At 35.4% G+C, this 1661-nt stretch carries 3 protein-coding genes; all 3 read left to right on the top strand.

Translation table 11 applies throughout. From position 1 onward, the window contains the following. The first annotated feature begins 147 nt into the window (after nt 1-147). Complete coding sequence (locus tag E1171_RS01715) at nt 148-993, top strand: alpha/beta fold hydrolase (protein ID WP_155203459.1); 846 nt, start codon at nt 148-150, stop codon at nt 991-993. Then, nucleotides 994-1485 (top strand): RNA polymerase sigma factor, encoded by a 492-nt coding sequence (locus tag E1171_RS01710; RefSeq protein WP_155203457.1) that lies wholly within the window; start codon nt 994-996, stop codon nt 1483-1485. Then, on the top strand, nt 1475-1661 hold a 187-nt coding region (locus E1171_RS24105), incomplete at its 3' end, for a hypothetical protein (RefSeq protein ID WP_222931335.1). The genes E1171_RS01710 and E1171_RS24105, both read left to right, overlap by 11 nt.

Here is a 1661-nt window from a genome sequence, read left to right as displayed (position 1 = left end):
TAACTTTGTAAACTATCTGCCTTAACGAACTTACTGGAAGAAGTTTAGTACATAAAAGAGAGCCCAAAGAAAAATTAGGGAAATTGTTGATACAGATGTAACATTTTTTGATTTCTGCATCTAAAGCGAAAATTAAATACAGAAATCATGAAATACATCTTTTTATTCTTAACAGTCTTTTTTTCTTTGGCAACTCAGGCACAAGAAAACAATCAACCCATTCATGTAAAAGTTACAGGTAAGGGGAACCCTATAATGCTAATTCCTGGCTTTACCGTACCTGGTGAAAGTTGGGATACAACAGTTAATCAATTAGAGAAAAACTACGAGTGCCATGTAATTACCCTTGCGGGTTTCGGAGGAAAAGAACCTATTAATTTTCCCTGGCTTCCAAAAGTAAATAAAGCTCTTGAAGACTATATCAACGAACAACAGTTCACAAATTTGACCATAATTGGACATAGCTTAGGAGGAACCATAGCCACGTGGCTTGCCAGTAGAGAAAATACCAAAATATCGAAAATCGTATTACTGGATGCACTACCCGCCGCAGGTGCAATTATGATTCCGGATTTTAATCCTGAAAACCTGGTATACGACAGCCCTTTTAACAACCAACAGTTGTCAATGAACGAGACTGACTTCGAACAACTGGCTACTGGTATGTCAAAAGGAATGAGTATAAAACTGGAAACTCAAAAAAGGATTAAAGAATGGATAGTGATGGCTGACCGGGAAACCTATGTATATGGATATACCGATTATCTCAAACTGGATTTAAGGGAAGATCTGAAAAATATTTCTATTCCCGTAACCATAATAGCAGCAGATAAACCTTATGGAAAAGAAATGGTTACCCAAACCTACAACAACCAATATTCCAATTTATCAAACTATGATTTGATAATTGCCGATAATTCCGCACACTTTGTTATGTTCGACAAACCTGAATGGTTCATGGAGCAAATCAGACAAGTTTTAGCATCAAACTAAATGAACACGGAAAAGGAATTCACTGAAATATATAACAAATATGCTCCTAAAGTTTATAGGTTGTGCCTGGGTTATGCCTCTGGTGACAACAGCTTAGCGGAAGAGTGGCAACAAGAAACTTTTATTAAAGTTTGGAAGCACAGAAAATCTTTTAAAGGAACGTCTTCTATAAGCACCTGGATTTATAGAATAGCCCTCAATATATGCCTGGGTGCTTTGAGAAAACCAAAAAAAAATATCCAAATTAACGATAATATACTGGCCTCAGATTCAACTGACACCGATGAAGAAAATCATGAGGACAAAATTTTAAAAATGTACAATTGCATCAATCAGCTTAGCGAAAACAACAAGACGTTCATTTTTCTGGAACTGGAAGAAATTCCTCAAGCTACTATTGCAGAAACACTTGGTATAGCTCACGGAGCGGTTAGAACACGATTGAGCAGAATTAGAAAAACACTTTTAAAATGTATTACAAATGAAAAATGATAAGTTAAGCCAAACCTGGAATAGACAAGAAAATGATTCACCTCTCGCGAATCCTGACCATATTATTAAAAAAGCTAAAAAACAACACAATGGACAATTTATTACAATAGTAGTTTTGTCAATAACCGTCCTGGTATTGGTAATTTATTCTATTTATTATTCTGGCATACAATGGA

The sequence above is a fragment of the Xanthovirga aplysinae genome (assembly GCF_009711365.1).
Classification (GTDB): Bacteria; Bacteroidota; Bacteroidia; order Cytophagales; family Cyclobacteriaceae; genus Xanthovirga; species Xanthovirga aplysinae.
The sequence above is the reverse complement of the archived record's forward strand: the minus strand, read 5'-3'. Positions and strand labels throughout refer to the sequence as shown.